Genomic DNA, 20096 nt, shown 5'->3' with positions numbered 1-20096 from the left:
GGCCCGGACGGGCGATCCGGACGGACCGTACCGGCCGGGAGGGCTCCCCGGGCGGTGGGCGGCGGCGACGGTGACGTGGACGGCGAAGGGTGGCGACGTCAGCGACAGCAGGCGCTGCAGATGAGCGCGTGGTCGATGTACCGCCGAACGGTCAGCGCCGGGGTGACCGGGACGGGGAGAACCAGGGAGGCGGACACGGACACGGCACGTCGCTGCTCGACGGTCACGGTACGGTCCTCCCCCCACTGGTCTCGGTGCGCCGGCACGTCCCTGTGTCGTGCCGCGGCGCTCGTGCCCGACGCACTCGGTGCGCGGCACGTCGGAGGCACCCCGGCAACGGGCCGGGCGGCCTCCGTCCACAGAGCCTTCCACGCCGGGCCGGTCAAGGCAACCTGCCCGACACGGATCGTCCGGCATGTGAACACGAAAATGAGACGCTGACGCGGCGCCACCCACCGTGGCGGGGACCGGAGCCCGCTCCCGGCGGCCGGCCGAGCCGTCGGCTCAGACCGCGGCCGGCGCTCCCCGGCGGCGGTCGGCGGCGTGCTCGACCAGCGCCACCAGCAGCTCCTTGCCGTCCTCGCGCAGCCGGGCGTCGCAGAGGATCACCGGGATGCCCGGGTCCAGGTCGAGCGCGTCCCGGACCTCCTCCGGGGAGAAGACCTCGCTGCCGTCGAAGCAGTTCACGGCCACCAGGAAGGGGATGCCCCGCTGCTCGAAGAAGTCCACCGAGGGGAAGCAGTCCGCCAGCCGCCGGGTGTCGGCCAGCACCACCGCGCCGAGCGCGCCCCGGGCCAGCTCGTCCCAGACGAACCAGAACCGGTCCTGGCCGGGCGTGCCGAACAGGTAGAGGGCGAGGCCGGGCCGCACGTCGATCCGGCCGAAGTCCATCGCCACCGTGGTGGTGCGCTTGGCCTCCACGCCCGCCGTGTCGTCCACCGGCCGGCCCAGCTCGCTGAGCTCCTCCTCGGTGCGCAGCGGGCGGATCTCGCTGACCGCGCCGACCAGGGTGGTCTTGCCCGCGCCGAAGCCGCCGGCCACCAGGATCTTCACCGCGACGGCCGGGCCGCCCCGCCAGCGCGGGTCGTTGGCCCGGTCGCCGGCCCCGCCGCCGCCGGCCCGGTCGTGGGCGGGCGGCACCGGGGCGGCGGCGGTCGCGGTCGGGTCAGAGCGCACGGAGTCCATTGATCACGTCTCGCAGCAGGCGCTCGTCCGGCAGCTCGGCGAGCGGAACGGGTCGGGTGACGCTGATCAGATCGGCGTCGTAGAGGTCGCCGAGCAGGACGCGTACGACGCTGACCGGCAGGTCGGTGTAGGAGCCGAGCTCGGCCACGGAGATCGGCTCCCGGCGGCACCAGGCCAGGATGGTCTGGTGCTCCGGGTCGAGCACGTGGGCGGGCACGGCTCCCGTGACCGGCCCGGGGTCCTTGGCGGTGATCAGCGAGATCAGGTCGAACAGGCCGTCCTCGACCGGCCGGGTGCGGCCGCGGGTCATCGAGTACAGCCGCACCACCGGGCCGGCGTCGTCGTCGAACCAGCGGTCGTCGACCGGGGTCCGCGCCCGGAACAGGTCGACCTCGGGCCCGTCCGCGCCGGGCCCGTTCGCGCCGGAGGCGGCCCCGGCGGAGGCGTCGTCCGGCGCGCGGTCGTCCGGTCCCCGGCCCTCCGGTCCCGGTCCCGGTCCCGGATCCCGAGGCACCGGTATCGGCTCCTCGTCCGCCATCGGACCGCTCATCTGCCGGGCGGGGCCACGTCGGCGCGCGGCTCGGCGGCCAGGTGCTCGCCGACCCGCTTGACCAGCAGGGCCATCTCGTAGGCGATCTGGCCGATGTCCGCCTCGGCCTCGCTCAGCACCGCCAGGCAGCTGCCGTCGCCGGCCGCGGTGATGAACAGGAAGGCCTCGTCCAGCTCGACCATGGTCTGGCGCACGCCGCCGACCTTGAAGTGCCCGCCGGCGCCCTTCGCCAGGCTGTGGAAACCGGCCGCGACGGCGGCCAGGTGCTCGGCGTCCTCCCGGTCGAGGTCACGGGAGGCGCCGGTGGCCAGGCCGTCGCTGGAGAGGATCACCGCGTGCCGCAGCGCGGCGACGCGTCCGACCAGGTCGTCCAGGAGCCAGTTGAGGTCTCCGGGCGACTGCGTCGAAGTGGTCATGAGTCTGTTCCTTCCGCTGGAGCGGGTGGTGCGGGTCGTGCCGGTGGTGCGGGTGCTGCTCGGTCGTACGGGTGGTACGGGTCATGCCGGTGGTGCGGGTCGGACTCGGCCGACGGGGGCGAGCGGGTCAGACCGGTGGCGCGGGTGGTGCCGTGCCTTCGGACGGCCCGTCGGACAACGGACCAGCGGGTGCGCCCGGTTCCGCCGTGACGCGCGGAGCGCGGACGAACCTGGTCGGCGGCGGGACGGGCGCGCGGCGGGCCAGCGGCGCCGGTTCGCCCCCGGCGGGGCCGGGCAGCGCCGCCGGGGCGGGTGCCGGACTGATCGCGCGGCGCCCCGGGTCCGGCGGCTGCCAGCCGGGGACGGGCCGCGGCGCCCGCGACGGCCGGGGAGCCGGCGGGGAGCCGGTCGCACCCCGGCCTCGGGTGAAACCGCGCTGGAACGAGGCGAAGGTGGCCCGGGCCTCCTCCGGCGAACGCTCGCGCGCCGCCTCGGCGCCGCCGTCCGGACGGGCCCCGGCCGGCGTGGCGGCAGCGGCCTCGGCCGCCCGCTCGCGCAGCTGCGGGGCGAGGCTCGCCTGCCGGACCCGGCGCGGCAGGCCGCCCGACGAGGCGCCGGCACGCGAGCCACCGGTACCCGGCGCGGCGTCAGACGCGGGCGAGGGCGAGGGCGAGGGCGAGGCAGCGAACGAGGGCGAGGGAGCGGGAGCGATCGAGGGCGAGGAGCCGTCACGGGGCGCCGAGGCCTCCGCGGCGGCGTCCGCCACCGCCGTGCCCCGCGCCTCGGCGCGCCGGTGCCGCCCGGTGCCGGGCCCGGAGGGCTCGCCGGCCGGTGCCGGGACGAGCACCGGCCCGCCGCCGCCCCGCGACCGGCGCGGCAGTCCACCGGGGGTGCGCGCCGGTTCGGGCGCCGAGGGACGCGGCCCCCCGCTGCCCCGGTGCCGCCCGCCCTCGCCGTCGGAACCCGTCGAGCCGTTGGAGCCGTTGGAGCCGTTCGACCCACTCGTTCCGTCGGCCCCGCCGGAGGCCCGTGCGGCGCCCGGACCGCCGGCACCCGCCGCCCCGTCCGCGCCGAGCGCCGGCACCGCGACGAGGTCGCGCCGACCCGCCGCCGCCCGCCGTCCACCGGCCGCGCCCGCACCGGAACCCGCACCCGCACCCGCACGCGCACCGGAAGCGGCCCCGACGCCCGTACCCCCCGCAGGCGGCGGCTCCGGCAGCCCGTCCGGCGCCTCCGCCAGCAGCTCGCGCGGTATCAGCACCACCGCCGTGGTCCCGCCGTACGGCGAGGGCCGCAGGTGCACCCGGATGCCGTGCCGCCGGGCCAGCCGGCTGACCACGAACAGGCCCAGCCGGTCGGTGTCGGCGAGGTCGAACTCCTGTTCCACGGTGAGGCGTTCGTTGATCCCGGCGAGCGCCTGCTCGCTCAGCCCGAGCCCGCGGTCGTCGATCTCCAGCGCGAAGCCGTGCGCCACCACCTCGCCCTGGACGGTGACCTGGGTGGCCGGCGGCGAGTACACCGCCGCGTTCTCGACCAGTTCGGCGACCAGGTGGGTGACGTCCGCGACCGCGCTGCCGAGCAGTCCGGTGCCGGGGAACGGTCGGACGATCACCCGGGCGTAGTCCTCGACCTCGCCGACCGCCGCGCGGACCACGTCCACCATCCGCACCGGCTTGCGCCAGGCCCGGCCCGGCGAGCCGCCGGCCAGGATGATCAGGCCCTCGGCGTGCCGGCGCATGCGGGTGGTGAGGTGGTCGACCTTGAAGAGGTCCTCCAGCTCCGCCGAGTCCTCGGTGCGCCGCTCCATGGTGTCGAGCAGGGTCAGCTGGCGGTGCAGCAGCACCTGGCTGCGCCGCGCCAGGTTGACGAAGACCGCGGAGACGCCGCGCCGCAGTTCGGCCTGTTCGACGGCGGCCTCGACGGCGGCCCGCTGCACCGCGTTGATGGCCTGTCCGACCTGGCCGATCTCGGCCGGGCCGAACTCCAGCTCGGGCGCCTCGGTGGCGACGTCCACCGCTTCGCCCTTGCGCAGCCGCAGCATCACCGAGGGCAGGCGGGTGCCGGCCAGCTCGTTGGCGGCGTTGCGCAGGCCGATCAGCTCGCGGACCAGGCCGCGGCCGATCCGGTAGGAGATGAGGATCGAGAGCACCACCGCGACCAGGCCGATCACACCGGCGATGCCGCCGCGCCAGAGCAGGCCGATCGCGTACGAGTGGTCGCGGTCGTCGATGGTGCCGGCCAGCCGGGCGTTGATCGCCGCGAGGTCGCCGAGCGCGTGGTCGGCGGTCTTGCGCCAGTCGCCGCCGTTGATCGCCTGGACCACCCGCTCGGGGCCGCCCGCGCCGACGAAGTCCGCCTCGGCCCGGGCCAGCGAGGCCCAGGCCTCGCCGCCGCGCAGGGCGATGTAGTCGGCCTGGTCGACCGGGTCCAGCTCGGCGATGTAGACGGTGAACAGGGCCTGCTGGTTGTGCAGGGCGTCGAGCGCGACCTGGTACTGCTCGGGGGTGGGCCGGGAGGTCGCGGTGCGCAGGCCCTCCATCGCCGCGTCCTCCTGCGAGAGGTACTCGCGGGCGCGCACCAGCTCGGTCAGGATGGTCCCCTGCCGCGGGAGCTGGCCGCTCTGCCGGGCGACGAAGGCCGACCGGAAGGCGAAGGTGGGCTTGACCAGGTCGGTGTACTGGCCGAGCGCGAACTCCCAGTTGAGCGCGGCGCGGCCGACCTGCGCGCGCAGCGGGGGCAACTGGTCGGCGGCGGCGAGGATCTGCAGCAGCCGGCCGCGCTGGGACTCGTCGAGCCGGCCGCCGGCGCTGTCCTTCTTCTGCCGCAGCTGGGCGAGGTCCCGGTCGGTGGCGGCCTGGGCCTGCTCGAAGGCCTCGCGCGCGGTGCCCGAGGTCGGGTCGGCCAGCCGCTTGACGGCGGCCCGGCGTTCGTTCTGCAGGTCGTGCGCGTACTGGTCGACAGGGGTGCCGAACTCCTGGTACGTCCTGCTCAGGTCCAGTCGGCTCCAGACGTCTCCGGCGGTGGTGAGCGTCGCGTACGCCCAGAGGGCGGCGAGGGCGACGATGGGCACCAGGAGCAGCGCGATGATCTTCGCGCGGATCGAGCTGCTGCGCAGACGCATGGAGTCCTCGGTCGGGAAGTGCCAGGCGCGGACGGGGTGCGGGCGGCGGGGTCGGTGGGGGCATGGGGCGGCGCGGACGGACGGCGGGTTGGTACGGACCAGGCCCCGGTCCGGGGGTGGATCTCGGGACGGACCGGGATGCCCCGGCCGCGGGTCTGCGAGACTCTACTACGCCCTGACCACTCGTTCGAGGGTCGAACCCGGCCTCTCTTCGCCCCGGCCCGGATCGTGTCCGGATCGGCACCAAGATCACCGCTTTCACCCCGCCGCCGGGCCTCCGTCGCACACTCCGTCACGACCCGGTCACCGCGGTGATCGCCACCGCGAGCAGCGGCACGAACAGGGGCACGGACAGGGGCACGAACAGGGGCAGGCGCAGCGGCGCGAGCAGCGGCTCCGACGCGCACGGCACTTTCCGCACGAGCCGGTGCCGATCTCGTCGCGTCCCGGTCACAACCCCTGGGCAGTCGGCACGCTATCCGATAGTTTCGCTCCACCTGCAGGACGGATCGGGGGGATCGTGCGCGAGTTCACCACCCCCGCCCCGGCCGGCGGTCCGGCCGCCGGCGGGCTGGCCGACTCGCTCTACGACACCGCCGAGCGCTCCCCCGGACTGGTCCAGTTGGCCCGTCGCGGCGAACGCACCCGGTGCGCCCCCGACGGCGGCTGGCGGGACGTCACCGCGGCCGGCTTCCGCGACGAGGTGCTCGCCCTCGCCAAGGGCCTGCTCACCCGGGGCGTGCGCTACGGCGACCGGGTCGCCCTGATGTCCCGCACCCGCTACGAGTGGACGCTGTTCGACTACGCGCTCTGGTCCATCGGCGCGATCCCCGTCCCCGTCTACCCCACCGCCGCGGCCGAGCAGGTCCGCTGGATCCTCGCCGAGACCCAGGCGGTGGCCTGCCTGGTCGAGGACGAGGACCACGCCATGACCGTCGGCGCGGTCTGCGACGCGTTACCCGACCTGACCGGCATCTGGCAGCTGGACCGGGGCTGCGTCGCCGCGATCGTCGAGGACGGGCGCGGGGTCCCCGACTCGCTGGTGCACCGCCAACGGCTCGGTGTCGGCGCCGACACCGTCGCCACCGTCGTCTACACCTCCGGCGCCACCGGCCGTCCCAAGGGCTGCCTGATCACCCACGGCGCCCTCGCCGACGCGGCCGACGCGCTGCTCGCCTGCTGGGACGAGGCCCTGCGCGACACCGGCGGCCACCAGCCCTCCACCGTGCTGTTCCTGCCGCTGGCGCACGTCTACGGGCGGATGGTGCAGATCGCGGCGGTGCGCGGCGGCTTCCGGCTCGGTCACGTGTCCGAGATGTCCACCGACGCCCTGCTGCCCGTGCTCGCCGCGCTGCGGCCCACCTTCCTGCTCGTCGTCCCGTACGTGCTCGACAAGGTGTTCCAGCAGGCCCGGCGGGCCGCCGAGGAGGCCGGGCGCGGCGAACTGTTCGACCAGGCCCGGCAGGTGGCGGTCGACTGGGCGACCTGCCGGGAGAAGCGCGGCCTCGGGCGCGGCCCCGGTCCGGGCCCTGCGCTGCGGCTGCGCCACCTGGCCTACGAGCGGACGGTCTACCAGCGGCTGCGGGCCGTGTTCGGCGGCCGGCTGCGGACGCTGATGTGCGGCGGCTCGACGCTGGAGCGCGAACTCGGCCTCTTCTTCGCCGGGACCGGCATCCAGCTGTACGAGGGCTACGGGCTCACCGAGACCTCGGCGGCGATCACCGGCAACCCGCCCGGGCGCGCGAAGATCGGCACGGTCGGGCGGCCGGTGCCCGGCGCCACCGTGGCCATCGCCGACGACGGCGAGGTGTGGGTGCGCGGGCCCGGCGTCTTCGGCGGCTACCTCAACCATCCGCGCTGCACCGCCGAGTCGCTGTTCGACGGCTGGTTCGGCACCGGCGACCTCGGCAGCCTGGACGAGGACGGCTACCTCACCATCACCGGCCGCAAGAAGGACGTCATCGTCACCAGCAGCGGCAAGAACCTCGCCCCCGCCGCCCTGGAGCTCCGGGTCGAGACGCATCCGCTGGTCTCGCAGTGCCTGGTGGTGGGCGACGACCGCCCATACGTGGCCGCGCTGATCACCCTCGACCCGGGGGCGCTGGAGCACTGGCTCAAACGGCGCGGGCGCGGCCAGGCGGACCCCTGGGCGGTGCTCTCCGACGAGGAGCTGCACGCCGAGATCCAGCGCGCCGTCGCGGCGGCCAACACCGCGGTCTCGCGCGCCGAGTCGATCCGCGCGTTCCGGCTGCTGCCCCGGGAGTTCGGCGTCGAGCAGGGGTTCCTGACGCCCTCGCTGAAGCTGCGGCGGACGGCGATCACGGACTACTACGCGGCGGACATCGAGGAGCTCTACTCCCCCTGACGGCTCGTCTTGTCCCTTTTGCCGCAGGTACGGTGACCGGCCGGTCGGCCTCCGGTCCTTGACGATCCGAGTGGTCCAGTCCATTGTTTTGCTCCCGGTCCGAGTGCGGCGCGCCGACCGCTCCCGCCCCCTCCGGGAGCACCCCACATCCAGACATCCCCACATCCCCACATCCATGTCTCCGCGCGCCCGCCCCAACGGGCGCGTCCCCACGCAGGAGTCCCCACGTGTCCATCTCCTCGCGCATGTCCGCACGCCTGTCGGCCCTGGGCGCCTGCGCGGCGCTGCTGGCGGCCGGCCTCGCCGGCCCCGCCGCGGCCGCCGTGCCCGAGACCGCCGCCGCGTCCGACGCCGCTGCCGCCACCGCAACCACCGCCAACCCGGCCACCGTCAACCTGGCCACCAACCCCGGGTTCGAGATCCCCGCCTCCTCGCTCGCCGACTGGGGCAGCGTGCCCGGCTGGCGCTGTTCCGGCGGGCCCGCCGAGGCCTCCGTGACCACCGCCGCCCCGCACTCGGGCGGCTCCGCGCTGGCCGTCACCCCGGCCGGTGACGAGTCCACCGGCGAGTGCGCGCAGACCGTCTCGGTGCAGCCCGGCACCACCTACACCGCCTCCGCCTGGGTCCGCGGGAAGTTCGTCTTCCTCGGCGCCACCGACGGCACCGACCGCCCGACCGCGCCCGCCTGGACCGAGGACACCCATGGCGGCTGGCAGAGGCTCACCACCCGCTTCACCGCCGGGCCCACCGCCACCACCGTCCGCCTCGCCGTCCACGGCTGGTACCAGCAGGGTCCGTTCGCGGTCGACGACGTCCGGGTGGACGGCCCCGCACCCACCCCCGCCACGGCCGCCCCGTCGGTGCCGACCAGCGACAAGGTGGTCTTCTTCACCATCGACGACGGCTGGCAGACCAGCCCGGAGGCGGAGCGCTTCATCGCCGACCACCGGCTGCCGATCACCGCCTTCCCGCTGCCGATGGCCGCCGCCGCCAACCCCGGATACTTCCAGCGGGTCACCGCCGTGCCCGGCTCCTCCGTCCAGGACCACAGCGTCTCCCACCCGGACCTCACCAAGCTGTCGCCCGCCGAGCAGCAGGTGGAGATCTGCGACGCCCGGGACTCGCTGACCCGTCTCTTCGGCACCGCGCCGACCGTCTTCCGCCCGCCGTTCTTCAGCTGGAACACCGACACCCTGCAGGCCGCCGCCAACTGCGGGATGCGCACCGTGCTCACCGCCGACGCGGACTTCAGCTGGGGCGCCTCCAACATCTGGCACGAGGGGACCCTGTCGCCCGGGGACGTCGTGCTGATGCACTGGAGCGACACCCTCGCCGGCGACCTCCAGCGCGCCCTGGCCGCCGCCGAGACGGCCGGTCTCAAGCCCGCCGGGCTGACCTCCTACCTGCGCTGACGGGGCGGCGGCCCTGACGGCGGGCCCGGGCCCGCGCCCGCCGTCACACCGCCACGCACCACCCTGCACCGACACGCGCCACCGTGCACCACGCACCGATCGCCGCACCGCCACGCACCGCCACGCACCGCCGGTCCCCGCACGGGCCGGCGGTGCGCCCGTTCCGCGCCCTGCCCGTGGCCGGGACGAGACCCTCCGCCGTCAGACTCGTGCCCATGGGGAGACCGGGGGTACGAACCCGTTGCCGGGTGCCGCACAGCCGCCGCACACCGCGCGTCGCCGTCGCCGTCCTGACGGCCGTGCTACTGCCGGCGCTCGGCGGCTGCTCGGGACCGCGCCGCCACATCACCGGCGTGCAGGTCGAGAACGGCGAGCCGGTGGTGCTGCTGCGCGCCTGCCACCGCGCCGACTACGACCTCATCGAGATCTACGAGGCCGTCGGCCGCACCTGGGTCGCGCTGCGGCCACCGCCCGGCACCGGCGGGCCGCGCTCCTTCCCGCTGCACCACCCGCCCGCCGGCTGGACCTCCGACGGCGGCCCGCTCCCGCCGGCCGGCGACGGCCCGCGCAGCTACGGCGTCGACGTCCGAACCACCGAACCCGCCGCCTCCCGCGTCTCCTTCGGCACCGACGACCTCGCCCGCCTCTCCCCCGGCCAGGTGTGGGCGCACGCCCGGGTCTGGACCCTGGAGGAGTTCGACTCCTACGCGCGCACCGCATGCTGACCGCCCTGGACGCCCGGGTCGCGACACAGGCCCGCCCCGGCGCGCGCAACGAGGACTTCGTCCTGGCCGCCGCCGACGTGGTGGTCGTCCTGGACGGCGCGGGCCTGCCCGCCGCCCTGGACAGCGGCTGCGCGCACGGGGTGCCGTGGTTCGTGCGGACGCTCGGAACCGCGCTCCACCGCCGGGCCGCCGACCGGCGCACCGACCTGGCCGCGTGCCTGGCCGGGGCGATCCGCCAGACCGCGCGGGCCCACGCGGCCGGCTGCGACCTGGACAGTCCGCTCACTCCCTCGGCCACGGTCGCGGCGGTCCGGACCAACGCCGACCTGCTGGAGTGGCTGGTCCTCGCCGACTCCACGCTCGTCCTGCGGCTCGCCCCGGGCGGCCTGCGCACCGTCTCGGACCACCGCGTCTCGCACGTCACCACTGTCCAACGGACGGCCATGGCCGCCCAGGTGGACCGGCTCGCCCCCGCGGAACGGGCGGCCGCGCTCGCCCGCGCCCAGCGCCGGGTGATGAACACCGCCCGGGGCTACTGGGCGGCGGCGGCCGACCCGGCCGCGGCCGGAGAGGCCCTGACCGGCTCGGTGCCGCTCGCCGAGGTGCGGGCTGCGGCGCTGCTCACCGACGGGGCGGCGCGGGCGGTCGACGACTTCGGCGTCCGCGGCTGGCCCGAACTGCTGGAGGACCTCGAAACCCACGGGCCGCGCCACCTCATCGCCCGCACCCGGGAGTTGGAGCTCTCCGACCCCGACTGCCGCCGCTGGCCGCGCGCCAAGTGCCACGACGACGCGACGGCCGTCCTGCTCCTGCCCCGGCCGGCGGCCGGCTGACCCCTGGTCGGCAGGGCAGGGGCGGGGGCTGGGCGGAGTGCTGCGGGCGGGGTGCTCCGGGCGGGGTGCTGCGGGCGGGGTGCTGCGGGCGGGGTGCTGCGGATCGCTCGCCGCCGAACGGACGGGCCCGCCGGTCCCTCCCCCTGTGAGGGACCGGCGGGCCCGGGCCTGTTCAGACCCTGCGCGTCTCCGCTCAGACCTGGGCGGAGAAGACCGGGAGGTAGCCGCCCGACTGGCCGGCGGCCTTGGGGTGGTAGCTCTCGTCGACCGGCAGGGTGGTGCTGTTCAGCCAGGTGGTGCTGGAGCCGCAGATCTCGTGCTCGCGGAAGATCGTGCGGACGTCGCCGAAGGCGAAGCCCGCGTTGGCCGCCCGCTTGGCGAGGACATCGTCGAGCGTGTCGGCGGCGCCGTTGATGGCAGCCCGCTTGGTGTCGCCGATGCCGAGGATGCAGCTGCCGCCGACCTTGTACATGTGCGGGTAGCCGAGCACGACGACGCGGGCGTTCGGCGCCTTGGCGCGGATCGTCGAGTAGACCTTGTCGAGCTGGCCGGGCAGGGTGCTGGTGGCGTAGTTCTTCGCGGTGGCGACGGCGTTGAGGCAGGCGCTCTCGGAGTCCAGGACGCACGTCTGCATCGTGTCCGCGAAGCCCGCGTCGTTGCCGCCGATGGTGATGCTGACCAGCGTGGTGGTCGAGCTCAGGGCGGAGATCTGACTGTTGAGCACGTCGCCGGTTCTGGCTCCGGAGCAGGCGACGAACTTGAAGGACGTCGGTGCGTGGGCGTTCTTCCACAGGTACGCGTACGCGTTGGTGCTGCGCTTGCAGCTCCCGCTCTCGCTCGTGTAGCTGCCGGCACCGACACCGGCGGAGTAGGAGTCGCCCAGGGCGACGTAGTTGACACCGGCGGCGTGGGCCGTGCCGGCCGTCGCCAGCGTGGTGAGGGTGAGGAGGGCCGCCGTGATGGCGACGGACATGACTCGGGCAGGGCGCGACATGAGGTCTCCTGGTAGTGACGTGTGTCACGGAATTTGATACCAGGCAGTAGCTTTCATGTGAAGTTGTCATGCCAAGTCAATTGACGAACAGTCTGACAACGGCGGAGTGAACGCGCCTGTTTCTCACTACCGGCGACCGGGCGTACGCCGGTGGTGACCGGACGGCGCGTCATCCGACCGAGGAGGGGGTGGGGTGGGGTGAAGCGGGGTGAAGCGGGGTGGGGTGGGACGGGGTGGCGGCTACTCGGACTCGCCGTCGTGGACGACGATCTCCAGCTCGAAGCCCTGGCGGTCGATCAGATGGACCGTCTCACCGGTGTCCACCCGGACCGTCCAGCCGGCGGCGAGGGCGGCGGCCACCGCCGCCCGGTCGCCGTGCACGGCGAGGTGGTTGAGGCCGGCGCGCAGCCGCTGGTGACCGCCCGGCAGCAGCGCCGGCGACTGCTCGATCACCAAGTAGGCGTCCCCGAGGCGCCAGCTGCGACCGCTCGGCCAGTGCTGGAACGGCTCGCACCCGAGCGCGAGCAGCACCGGGCCCCACTGCTCCGTCGCGACCGCCAGGTCGTCCGTCCACAGCTCCACATGGTGGAACAGGCCCCTGGGGCGGGGCCGGCCGAAGGCGCTCAGCTGCCACCGGCCCGGTTCGACGGACGGTCCAGCGGATCGTTCCGCGGGTGGACTGACGAGCTGTTCGACGGAAGCTCCGAGGGACGGTCCGACGGGCGGCCCGGGTCGGCGGGGGCGCCCTGGGCCGTGCCCCGGACCACATCCTGGACGGCGCCGAGGGCGGCACCCCGGCCGGCGCCGGGTCCGGAACCGGGGCCGTCGCAGGGTCCGACACCGGGGAAGACCTCACAGCCGCCGAGGGGCAGCTCCTCGATCGTCTCGTTGGCCGCAGCGGGCACGCCGAGCCACCGGACGGCGGTCGTCACCGCCGCCCGGGCCTGGCGCAGGCCGGGCGTGCCCCAGCCGAGCAGCTCGACGGCGAGGCCCGGCGCCACCAGCAGCCGCCGGTAGTGCCGCCCGGACGCCGGGTCCGGCACGCTCGGACCGACCGCCCGCAGCGCGGCGGCCATCCGGACCCGGGCGCACTCGTGCCCGCCGTTGGCCGACCCGACCCGGTCGTAGAGGTACCCGAGGTAGTACGCCGCGCCGATCAGCGCCTGTGCCTCCTCGCCCGCCTCCCGGGCCAGCGCCGAGCCGGGATCGCCGGCGTCCTCCGGCTCCAGCGAACCGCCGGGCAGCGAGACGATGCCGTCCCTGGGGTTGACCAGCGTCAGCACCCGTCCGTCGGGGGCGAACAGCCACCCCCACGACTGCTTGACCGGAAGCCCAGGAGGCACCCGCTCGCCCGGCCGCCACGGCCACCCCGCGGTGGGACGCCGCCGTACCCTGCCGAGCAGTTCGGCGATCTCCGCGCTGTACTCGATCCGGCTCATGCGTCCCCCCTTTCGGTGTCGGGCTCGCCGGACCGACGGTGCGCGGGGACGGTTCGCGGTGCGCGGTTCGGGGCCGATCGGACGGGCACGGCGGCGTGGGGCACCGGCCGTTCCCACTGTTGATCTTCCCCGAAATCTTCCCCGAACAGGCGGTCGATGAACAGTCCCCAGCGCCGCTTGGTGGACACCGGAAGCCGAACGCCCTGGTCAGCCGCGGTCAGTCCAGGGGCTCACCACCCTCCTCCGGCGCGGGCGGCACCGGGAGGGGGAAACCCGGCAGCGGGACGGCGGCCGGCGGGAACGGCAGGCCGCGGCCGACGTCGTCGGCCAGCTCGTCCAGCACCTCCCGGGCGGTCATCGGCCGAAGCCGCCCGCCGCGCAGCGCCCAGCCCCGCACGGTGTGACCGCCGGGCGCCGCCGGATCCCCGTGCAGCACCATCGCCCCGGTGCCGCCGACGGCCAGCCCCGCCGCCAGCGTCACGCAGAACGCCTCCCCGTCCCGGCTGCCCACCGCGGACCGCCCCCGCTCCACCAGGACGTCGACCGCCGTGGTCAGCTCCTCGCCGTCCTCGGGGCCGTGGCAGCGCAGGGTCAGCAGGTGGAACCCGTCACCGGCGCCCGCCGCCACCACCGACCGGACCTCGATGGCGTGCCGCATCACCGCCACCAGCCGCCGCTCCCCCGGCGGCCCCTCGCCGACCGCCGCCAGCAGCGCCGCCGTCGCGATCGAGATCCGCACCCTGGCCCGGTGGTCGTCGGCCAACCGCGGCAGCAGCACCGCCGGCCGCTGCCCGGTGTAGACGAACGGCTCCCCGGCCAGCTCGGGGTCGGCCGCGTACGCGACCCCGGCCGCCGCGTCCCCGGGGTCGAAGCCGAACGCCTCGCAGTACTCCTCGTAGTCCGCCGGGTCCAGCACCCGCAGGTGGACCTCGAAACCGTGCCCGCCCAGCGCCCGGAGCTGGAGCGCCAGCCGCCGGAGGTAGGCCCGGTACGACAACCCGCCGAACAGCCCGTACCCCGCGAGCTCGGCGAAGTCGGCGGCGCGCACCACCACCGCGAGCGCCACCGGCTGCGGCGGCGGCGCCCCACGCGGCCGCCCCCACCGCCACCCGCGCGCGCCGGGCCCACCCGGGCCACCCGGTCCGCCCGGCCCGCCGCCCGGGGGCCGTCCACCCCGGCCCCGCGCCCCCGGCGCCCCCGGCCCGCCCGGCCCGGGCCGCCGCCGACCCGCGTGCCCGCTCCCACCACTCATTCCGTCCCGCACGGCCATGCTCCCCATTCCTCCCGCTGTCCGGACCTGCCGCACCTGTCACACCTGGCGCACCGGCCCCACGAGCCCCTCGGCTCCCGGCAAGCGCGAACATACACACGGTCACTGACAATCCACCCAGCGCGACCGGCGGGAAGGGGCCCGGAGGACCGGCGGGACGGGCGGGGAGGTCCGTTCCACGCCGGGTTGTCGGTGCCGCCCGTTATGGTCGGGGACCATGCGACTGCTGCATACCTCCGACTGGCACCTCGGGCGATCGTTCCACCGGGAGAGCCTGCACGACGCCCAGCGCGCGTTCCTGGACCACCTGGTGGCGGTGGTCCGGGACCGAGGCGTGGACGCCGTGCTGGTCGCCGGTGACGTGTACGACCGCGCGCTGCCCGGCCTGGAGGCGGTGGCACTCTTCGACGACGTGCTGCACCGGCTGGCCGACCTCGGCGTGCCGACGGTCTTCATCAGCGGCAACCACGACTCCGCCCGCCGCCTCGGCGTGGGCGCGGGACTCATCGGCCGGGCCGGCGTCCATCTGCGGACCGACCCGGGCGAGTGCGCCGAGCCCGTGCTGCTCGCCGACGAGCACGGTCCGGTCGCCGTCTACGGGCTGCCCTACCTGGAGCCGACGCTGGTCCGGGAGCGGTTCGGGCTGGCGCGCGGCGGCCACGCCGCGGTGCTCGGCGCGGCGATGGACCAGGTCCGAGCCGACCTCGCGGCCCGGCCGGCCGGTACCCGCGCGGTGGTGCTGGCCCACGCCTTCGTCACCGGCGGCGAGCCGAGCGACAGCGAGCGCGACATCGCGGTCGGCGGGGTCGCGGCCGTCCCCGCCGCCGTCTTCGACGGCGTGCACTACGCCGCGCTCGGCCATCTGCACGGCAGCCAGACGCTCGCCCCGCACCTGCGCTACAGCGGCTCACCGCTCGCCTACTCCTTCTCCGAGCACGAGCACCACAAGAGCATGTGGCTGGTCGACCTCGCCGCCGACGGCGCGGTCGCCGCCGAGCGGGTCCCGTGCCCGGTGCCGCGCCCGCTGGCCCGGCTGCGCGGCCGGCTGGAGGACCTGCTCACCGACGAGCAGTACACCGCCGACGAGCAGTCGTGGGTGCAGGCCACCCTCACCGACCCGAGCCGCCCGAGCGAGCCGATGGAGCGGCTGCGCCGGCGCTTCCCGCACACCCTCCAGCTGCTGTTCGATCCCGAGGAGACGACCGCCGAAGCCTCCGTCTCCTACGCCGCCCGGGTCGGCGGTCGGACGGACCTGGAGATCGCCGAGGGGTTCCTGCGGCACGTCCGCCCCGGCGCCGAGCCGGACGCCGACGAGCTGGACTGGCTGCGCGAGGGCTTCGAGCGCGTCCGGGAGACCACCGACCGGAAGGCGGAGCTGCCCCGATGAGACTCCACCGGCTGACCGTGACCGCGTTCGGCCCGTTCGCGGCGACCGAGACGGTCGACTTCGACGCGCTGGCCGCCGGCGGGCTGTTCCTGCTGCGCGGCGCCACCGGCGCGGGCAAGAGCAGCGTGCTGGACGCGGTCTGCTACGCCCTCTACGGCGAGGTGCCCGGCACCCGCCGGGCCAACCGGCTGCGCAGCGACCACGCCGAGCCGGACCGGCTGACCACCGTCCGGCTGGAGCTGACGCTGGGCGGGCGGCGGCTTGAGGTCACCCGTATCCCGGAGCAGCCGCGGCCGAAGAAGGTCGGCCGCGGCATGACGACCGAGCGCGCGCAGACCCTGCTGCGCGAGTGGTCGGCCGACGGCGCGGGGACCGGCGACGGCGCGCCGGGCTGGCGGGCGGTCAGCAAGTCGCACCAGGAGGCCGGGGAGGAGATCCACCGGCTGATCGGGATGAGCCGGGACCAGTTCTGCCAGGTGGTGCTGCTGCCGCAGGGCGACTTCGCGCGGTTCCTGCGGGCGGACTCGGAGGAGCGCGGCAAGCTGCTGCGCCGGCTGTTCGACACCGAGCGGTTCCAGTCCGTCGAGGCCTGGCTGGCCGAGCAGCGCCGGGCCCACGAGGCCGCCGTCCAGGCGGGGCGCCGCCGACTGCGGGACCTGGCGAGCAAGGCGGAGCAGGCGGCCGGTCCGGGCGCCGAACCGGCCGCGGGCCCGGTGCCCGTCGAGGAGGAGTCCGGTCCCGCGGGTGCTCCGGGGGGCTCCGACTTCACCGCCGGTGTGCTGGGCTGGGCGGCCGTGCTGCGGGTCGGCGCGGCCGAGCAGTTGACGGTCGCCGGGGCGGCACTGGCGGGCGCGGAGGAGTCGCACCGGGCGGCGCAGCGGGCGCGGGAGGCCGCCGAGCAGTTGGCCGACCGGCAGGAGCGGCACCGGCAGGCGGTGCGGGAGGCGGCCCGGCTGGCCGAGGACGAGCCGGCCCGGGCGGCGGACCGGCGGCGGCTGGTGGCGGCGCAGGCGGCGGTCGGCGTCGAGTCGGTGCTGCACCTGCGCGAGCGCGCGGCGCAGGCGTACCGGCGGGCCCGGGAGGCGGAGCACCGGCACCGCGCGGCGCTGGCCGAGGTCGCCGACGGCCCGGCGGGACGCGACGTCCTGGCGCGCGAGGACACCGCGGGCGCGGCGGGAACGCGCACGACGGGCAGCGGCACGGCGGACGGGGCCACGGCGGGCGCGGGCGCTGCGGGCGGCGGGCCGGCACTGGCACACGCCGAGGCCGCGGAGCTGGCCGCGGCCGAACAGCGGCTGCGGGCGGAGGTCGTCCGGCTGGAGGCGGCCCGCGAGGACGAGCGGCAGTGCGCCGAGCTGGCCGGCGCACGGGCGGCCCTGAGCGCCGACCTGCGGAGCGCCGAGGACCTCGCCGAGGAGGCGGGCGACTGGCTGGCCGACTTCGAGGCCCGGCTGGCCGCGCTCCAGGCGGCGGAGTCCGCCGCGCGGGACGCCGCCGGTCGCGTCGAGCGGCTGGACGCCCGGCGCACCGAGCTGGCCGCCCGGCTGGCCGCCGCCCGCGACCGGGACGCGCTGGACCTGGAGATCGACCACGCCCGGCCGCGCGTCCTCGCGCTGCGCGCCGAGGCGCTGGACGCCCGGCAGTACGGCCTGGACCTGCGCGAGCGCCGGCTGGCCGGGATGGCCGCCGAGCTGGCCGCACAGCTGAGCGCCGGGGAGCCGTGCCGGGTCTGCGGCTCACCGGAGCATCCCGACCCCGCCCGCGCGGTCGGCGAACCGGTCCGGGCCGAGGACGAGGAGCGCGCCCGGCAGGCCCAGACGGCCGCCGAGCAGGCCGCCGACGCGGCGGAGCGCAAGCTGTCCGGTCTCCAGGTGCGCCGGGCGGCGGCGGCCGGCGCGGCGGGTGAGGAGCCCGCCGACGCCCTCGCCGGAGCGCTCACCGGGCTGGAGCGCGAGCACCGCGAGGCGCTCCGGTCCGCGGAGGGGCTCGGCCCGGCGGGCCGGGCGATCGAGCGGCTCACCTCCGAGCAGGCCGTCCGGCGCACGGCGTTGGCCGAGGCCCGTGAGCGGAGCGCCGAGCTGTCCGCCCAGGCGCGGACCCTGCACGCCGAGCGGGAGAAGCTGAGCGCCCGGGTGGCGGCGGCCCGGGGTGACGCGCCGTCGGTGGCGGCGCGCTCGGCCGCCCTGGACCGGCTCGCCTCGGCCGTGGCGGAGCTGGCGGGCGCGGCACGGGCCACCACCGAGGCGGCGGACCAGCTCAAGCGGGCCGACGACGAACTGGCCGACGCCGCGGTGGCGGCCGGGTTCGCGAGTCCGCAGGACGCCGCTGCCGTCCTGCTGCCCCGGCCGGAGCGCGAGCGGCTGGAGCAGCGGCTGGACCGGCACCGGGCGGAGCTGGCGGCGGCCGAGCGGCGGCTCGCCGAACCGGAGTCGGCCGCGGCGGCGGCCCTCCCGCCCGCCGACCTGCCGAGCGCCCGGGCCGCGCTCGGCGCCGCCACCGACCGGCTGCGGGCCGCGCACGCCGCGCGGGACGCGGCCAGGGCGCGGTGCGAGGCGCTCGCGGCGATCGGGCGGCAGCTGGCCGAGCTGGCCCGCTCGCTCGCCCCGGAGCTGGACGGGTACGCGCGGATCAGCCGGCTGGCCGCGCTGGCGGCCGGCACCTCGGCCGACAACCGGCTCCGGATGCGCCTGGAGTCGTACGTCCTGGCGGCGCGGCTGGAGCAGGTGGCGGCGGCGGCCAGCGACCGACTGGTCCGGATGTCCGGCGGCCGCTACACCCTCGTCCACAGCGACGACCGGGGCGCGGGCAACAAGCGCTCGGGGCTGGCCCTGCGCGTGGTGGACGCCTGGACCGGCACCGAGCGCGACACCGCCACGCTCTCCGGCGGCGAGAGCTTCTTCGCCTCGCTGGCCCTGGCACTCGGTCTGGCCGACGTGGTCACCGACGAGGCCGGGGGCATGCCGCTGGACACGCTGTTCATCGACGAGGGCTTCGGCAGCCTGGACGAGCACACCCTGGAGGAGGTGATGGACGTCCTCGACGGTCTGCGCGAGCGGGACCGCGCGGTCGGCATCGTCAGCCACGTCGCCGATCTGCGCAGCCGGATCCCGGCCCAGCTCTTGGTCCGCAAGGGCCGGCACGGCTCGACCCTGGCCCTGGCGGGGCGGGAGGACGCCTGACGCCGAACGCCGGTCGCCCGGCGTCTGACGTCTGACGCCCGGCGAACGGCGCCGGTCGCAGCCGTGACAGGTCCGGGCCGGCCTGGCCCGGCCGGACCGGACCGCTTCAGCCGGAGCAGGCGATCCGCTGGGCCTGCTGCCAGGTGCAGACGGGGCAGAGGGTGCTGCCCGGGTGGTCGGCGGGCAGTTCGGTCGGCTCGCCGCACAGCACGCAGTCCGCGCGCGGGCCGGTGAGGTCCGGGTCGGGCAGCAGGGCCGCGACGGCGTCGCCGTCGCGGCCCTGCTGGGCGCAGACCTGGTCGGCCGCTGCGGTGCCGTCGCTGTCCGGCGTGCCGGTGGGGACCCTGTCGTTCACGGCTGTTTCGCTCATGGGGCCCTCTCTACTCCTCGACCGGGCCCCGTGCAAGGCGCTCCCGGACGGCGGATACGGTGGCCGCATGCCCGACTCGCCCGGCACCGGCACCGGCACCGGCGCCCGCACCGGTACCCGAACCGACGCCCGCCCCGACGCCCGTACGCGGCGCACCGCCCGGCCGTCGTCCGCCCTGGCGCGGCGGCTGTCGGCCGCCCGGGCCGCCGCGCCCAGCTACCCCGAGGTGGGCGCCACCCGGAACGCCCGGCTGCCGGAGGGCTACGCCCACCTGCGGCGGCGCGTGCACCTCGGGCACGGCCCGGACGTCCTGGCCCGGGCCGGGCGGTTCGTCCTCGGCTGGGGCTGCCAGCTGGGGACGGGCTTCGCCGTGTACCCGCACGCGCCCGTCGAGACGGGGGCGACCGTGCTGCTGCGCATCGCGCTGCCCGGTACCCGGTGGCCGCGGCTGGTGATCCCGTGCCGGGTGGTGTGGACGGTGGACGAGCCGGACCGGATCGGCTTCGCCTACGGAACGCTGCCGGGGCACCCGGAGCGCGGCGAGGAGGCGTTCACGGTGTCCATGGACGCGGCGGGCGAGGTGTGGTTCGAGGTGAGCGCCTTCGCCCGGATCGCCTCCTGGTACGCCCGGCTCGGCCGCCCGGTCGCCGCGCTCTGCCAGTACCTGGCGATCGAGCGGTACCTCGCGGCCGTCGCCGAGGCGAGCGTCATCGGGACGGCAGCCACCGATGCGGCCGTCGCCGGGCCGGCGGTCGCCGAGGCCCCGGCCACCGGAGCCGCGGGAGCCGACGACGCCGGAGAGGCTCCCGGGGGCGGGCCGGCGCGAGGCCGGTAGGGGCGGCCCCGGACC

Annotated in this window: 17 protein-coding genes; 7 read left to right on the top strand and 10 right to left on the bottom strand. The window is 76.3% G+C overall.

The window, feature by feature from the left end:
- Window positions 1-504: 504 nt before the first annotated feature.
- From ACFVVU_RS14350 to ACFVVU_RS14330, 5 genes are all read right to left on the bottom strand, one after another.
- Window positions 505-1185 (bottom strand): ATP/GTP-binding protein, encoded by a 681-nt coding sequence (locus ACFVVU_RS14350; protein WP_387790014.1) that lies wholly within the window; start codon window positions 1183-1185, stop codon window positions 505-507.
- Window positions 1166-1495: a DUF742 domain-containing protein gene (locus tag ACFVVU_RS14345; protein WP_380679224.1), complete on the bottom strand. Its 330-nt coding sequence runs from the start codon at window positions 1493-1495 to the stop codon at window positions 1166-1168. The genes ACFVVU_RS14350 and ACFVVU_RS14345 overlap by 20 nt, the downstream gene beginning before the upstream one ends.
- A 236-nt stretch (window positions 1496-1731) precedes the next feature.
- Window positions 1732-2151, bottom strand: a complete 420-nt coding sequence (locus ACFVVU_RS14340; RefSeq protein WP_350542745.1) for a roadblock/LC7 domain-containing protein — start codon at window positions 2149-2151, stop codon at window positions 1732-1734.
- Between the two features lie 127 nt (window positions 2152-2278).
- Window positions 2279-5272 carry a nitrate- and nitrite sensing domain-containing protein gene (locus tag ACFVVU_RS14335; RefSeq protein ID WP_387790013.1) on the bottom strand — a complete coding sequence of 998 codons (2994 nt, stop codon included), beginning with the start codon at window positions 5270-5272 and terminating at the stop codon, window positions 2279-2281.
- A 292-nt stretch (window positions 5273-5564) separates the two neighbouring features.
- On the bottom strand, window positions 5565-5693 hold the full coding sequence (locus ACFVVU_RS14330; protein ID WP_387790011.1) for a hypothetical protein: 129 nt from the start codon (window positions 5691-5693) through the stop codon (window positions 5565-5567).
- 99 nt (window positions 5694-5792) lie between these two features.
- On the opposite strand from ACFVVU_RS14330, the gene ACFVVU_RS14325 reads away from it, so the two are divergent.
- From ACFVVU_RS14325 to ACFVVU_RS14310, 4 genes are all read left to right on the top strand, one after another.
- Entirely contained in the window at window positions 5793-7637 is a 1845-nt protein-coding gene (locus tag ACFVVU_RS14325) for an AMP-dependent synthetase/ligase (protein WP_387790010.1), read from the top strand.
- A 227-nt stretch (window positions 7638-7864) separates the two neighbouring features.
- Window positions 7865-9049: a polysaccharide deacetylase family protein gene (locus tag ACFVVU_RS14320; RefSeq protein WP_387790009.1), complete on the top strand. Its 1185-nt coding sequence runs from the start codon at window positions 7865-7867 to the stop codon at window positions 9047-9049.
- Between the two features lie 248 nt (window positions 9050-9297).
- Window positions 9298-9774, top strand: a complete 477-nt coding sequence (locus ACFVVU_RS14315) for a hypothetical protein (protein WP_387790007.1) — start codon at window positions 9298-9300, stop codon at window positions 9772-9774.
- Complete coding sequence (locus tag ACFVVU_RS14310; protein ID WP_387790005.1) at window positions 9768-10607, top strand: protein phosphatase 2C domain-containing protein; 840 nt, start codon at window positions 9768-9770, stop codon at window positions 10605-10607. Before ACFVVU_RS14315 ends, ACFVVU_RS14310 begins: the two co-directional genes overlap by 7 nt.
- A 193-nt stretch (window positions 10608-10800) precedes the next feature.
- Here the strand turns inward: ACFVVU_RS14310 and ACFVVU_RS14305 are convergent, their stop codons facing one another.
- The 4 genes from ACFVVU_RS14305 to ACFVVU_RS14290 form a co-directional block, all read right to left on the bottom strand.
- Window positions 10801-11601: an SGNH/GDSL hydrolase family protein gene (locus ACFVVU_RS14305; protein ID WP_380686513.1), complete on the bottom strand. Its 801-nt coding sequence runs from the start codon at window positions 11599-11601 to the stop codon at window positions 10801-10803.
- Between the two features lie 240 nt (window positions 11602-11841).
- On the bottom strand, window positions 11842-12183 hold the full coding sequence (locus ACFVVU_RS14300; protein ID WP_380686515.1) for a glyoxalase: 342 nt from the start codon (window positions 12181-12183) through the stop codon (window positions 11842-11844).
- Between the two features lie 41 nt (window positions 12184-12224).
- Window positions 12225-13040, bottom strand: a complete 816-nt coding sequence (locus ACFVVU_RS14295) for a hypothetical protein (RefSeq protein ID WP_380686517.1) — start codon at window positions 13038-13040, stop codon at window positions 12225-12227.
- A gap of 217 nt (window positions 13041-13257) precedes the next feature.
- Window positions 13258-14106 carry a hypothetical protein gene (locus tag ACFVVU_RS14290; RefSeq protein WP_387790003.1) on the bottom strand — a complete coding sequence of 283 codons (849 nt, stop codon included), beginning with the start codon at window positions 14104-14106 and terminating at the stop codon, window positions 13258-13260.
- Window positions 14107-14527: 421 nt separating this feature from the next.
- On the opposite strand from ACFVVU_RS14290, the gene ACFVVU_RS14285 reads away from it, so the two are divergent.
- Both ACFVVU_RS14285 and ACFVVU_RS14280 read left to right on the top strand, forming a co-directional pair.
- A complete protein-coding gene (locus tag ACFVVU_RS14285; protein ID WP_387790001.1) occupies window positions 14528-15697 on the top strand; it encodes an exonuclease SbcCD subunit D in 1170 nt (389 codons plus the stop codon).
- A complete protein-coding gene (locus ACFVVU_RS14280) occupies window positions 15694-18876 on the top strand; it encodes an AAA family ATPase (protein WP_387789999.1) in 3183 nt (1060 codons plus the stop codon). The genes ACFVVU_RS14285 and ACFVVU_RS14280 overlap by 4 nt, the downstream gene beginning before the upstream one ends.
- A 106-nt stretch (window positions 18877-18982) precedes the next feature.
- Here the strand turns inward: ACFVVU_RS14280 and ACFVVU_RS14275 are convergent, their stop codons facing one another.
- Window positions 18983-19246 (bottom strand): hypothetical protein, encoded by a 264-nt coding sequence (locus tag ACFVVU_RS14275; RefSeq protein ID WP_387789998.1) that lies wholly within the window; start codon window positions 19244-19246, stop codon window positions 18983-18985.
- A 67-nt stretch (window positions 19247-19313) separates the two neighbouring features.
- Between ACFVVU_RS14275 and ACFVVU_RS14270 the strand changes: the two genes are divergently transcribed.
- On the top strand, window positions 19314-20081 hold the full coding sequence (locus ACFVVU_RS14270; protein ID WP_387789997.1) for a DUF1990 family protein: 768 nt from the start codon (window positions 19314-19316) through the stop codon (window positions 20079-20081).
- Window positions 20082-20096: the final 15 nt, after the last annotated feature.

The sequence above is a fragment of the Kitasatospora sp. NPDC057965 genome (assembly GCF_042887135.1).
Taxonomy (GTDB): domain Bacteria; phylum Actinomycetota; class Actinomycetes; order Streptomycetales; family Streptomycetaceae; genus Kitasatospora.
This window is presented reverse-complemented; position numbering and strand designations above follow the sequence as displayed.